At 70.9% G+C, this 1177-nt stretch carries 2 protein-coding genes; one reads left to right on the forward strand and one right to left on the reverse strand.

Annotated elements, in window-relative coordinates; all coding sequences use genetic code 11:
* The coding region (locus tag B8460_RS18275; RefSeq protein WP_048863052.1) for a caspase family protein at window positions 1-925 on the forward strand (925 nt) is incomplete at its 5' end.
* A 3-nt stretch (window positions 926-928) separates the two neighbouring features.
* Here the strand turns inward: B8460_RS18275 and B8460_RS22375 are convergent.
* A partial coding sequence (locus B8460_RS22375; RefSeq protein ID WP_048863053.1) for a hypothetical protein occupies window positions 929-1177 on the reverse strand: 249 nt, incomplete at its 5' end.

Raw genomic sequence — 1177 nt, forward strand, 5'->3', positions numbered from 1 at the left:
CGCGTCCCCGCCGGTGACGCGCGATGCCGCGCCGTCCACGGGCCAGGCGCCCGGCACGGGCGCCCCGGCACAAGCTGCGGCGGCGCACGTGACGCTGTATGTCCTCAGCGTCGGGGTCAGCCATTTCCGCGCGCCCGCGCTCGATCTCGACAACGCCGCGAACGACGCGCGGGCGGTCGCCGACCTGTTTCGCGGCCGCAATCCGCCCGTCTATGACGAGGCGGTGGTGAAAACCCTGCTCGATGATCAGGCCACGGCCGCGAACATCGACGCGGCGCTGCGCGATATCGGGCGGCATGCCGGCCCGGACGACCTCGTGCTGCTGTTCTTCGCGGGGCACGGCGAGCAGGTGGACGGCAAATACTACTTCGCCCCGGTCGAATTCGGCACCGGGGACCCCGCGTTGCTGCATCAGGCCATGACCGCCGCCGACGATGGCACGCATCCGCTCGACGAGTTGTTTCGTCGCGAGGGATACGGTCAGTCGCGGATGCTGCCGGCGATCCAGGCGATCCAGGCCGCGCGCGTCGCGGTGATCCTCGATACCTGCTTCTCCGGCGCGATCGCGACGGAGGATGCGGTGCTGCGCCACGACAGCAACGCGACGTTGACGACGGCGCTGGGCCACGCCTCCGGCCGGTTCGTGCTGTCGAGCGCGACGGCGCTCGCCCTCGACAGCGCGGGGACGGCAACGGGCGCGCTGCCGAGCGACGGGCAGGGACACGGCCTGTTCACGTCCTTCCTGCTGCAGGCCTTGCAGGGCGCGGCCGACATGGACAGGACGGGCCGGATCGATATCTACAAGCTGACGATGTACACGACGCGGCATGTCGAGGCCGCGACCGCCAAGGGACGGCAGGAGCAGACGCCGGCGTATTTCTTCAACGGCAGCCAGTTCTTCGACCTGCGCGCGGTGCGCGACTGATCGTCATTTGTCCGCCATGACCACGACCGGGGACGTCTCGCCGGCGGCGATGCGGTCGCTCCAGAAGCGTGCGCACCCGTCATGCGGGTCCGCGACCGCGATCGCGGCGAATGCGGCGAGCGGGGCGCGGTCGGCATTCGCGCCGAGCGCGGCGAAGGCGCGGGCGTAGCGCATCACTTCCGGCCGGCCGGCACCGCCCGCGGGCAGCAGCTCATAGACACGCAGCGGCTCGCGCCGTCCCTTCAGCACGAT

Origin of the sequence: Acidisphaera rubrifaciens HS-AP3 (genome assembly GCF_000964365.1) — a bacterium.
Taxonomy (GTDB): domain Bacteria; phylum Pseudomonadota; class Alphaproteobacteria; order Acetobacterales; family Acetobacteraceae; genus Acidisphaera; species Acidisphaera rubrifaciens.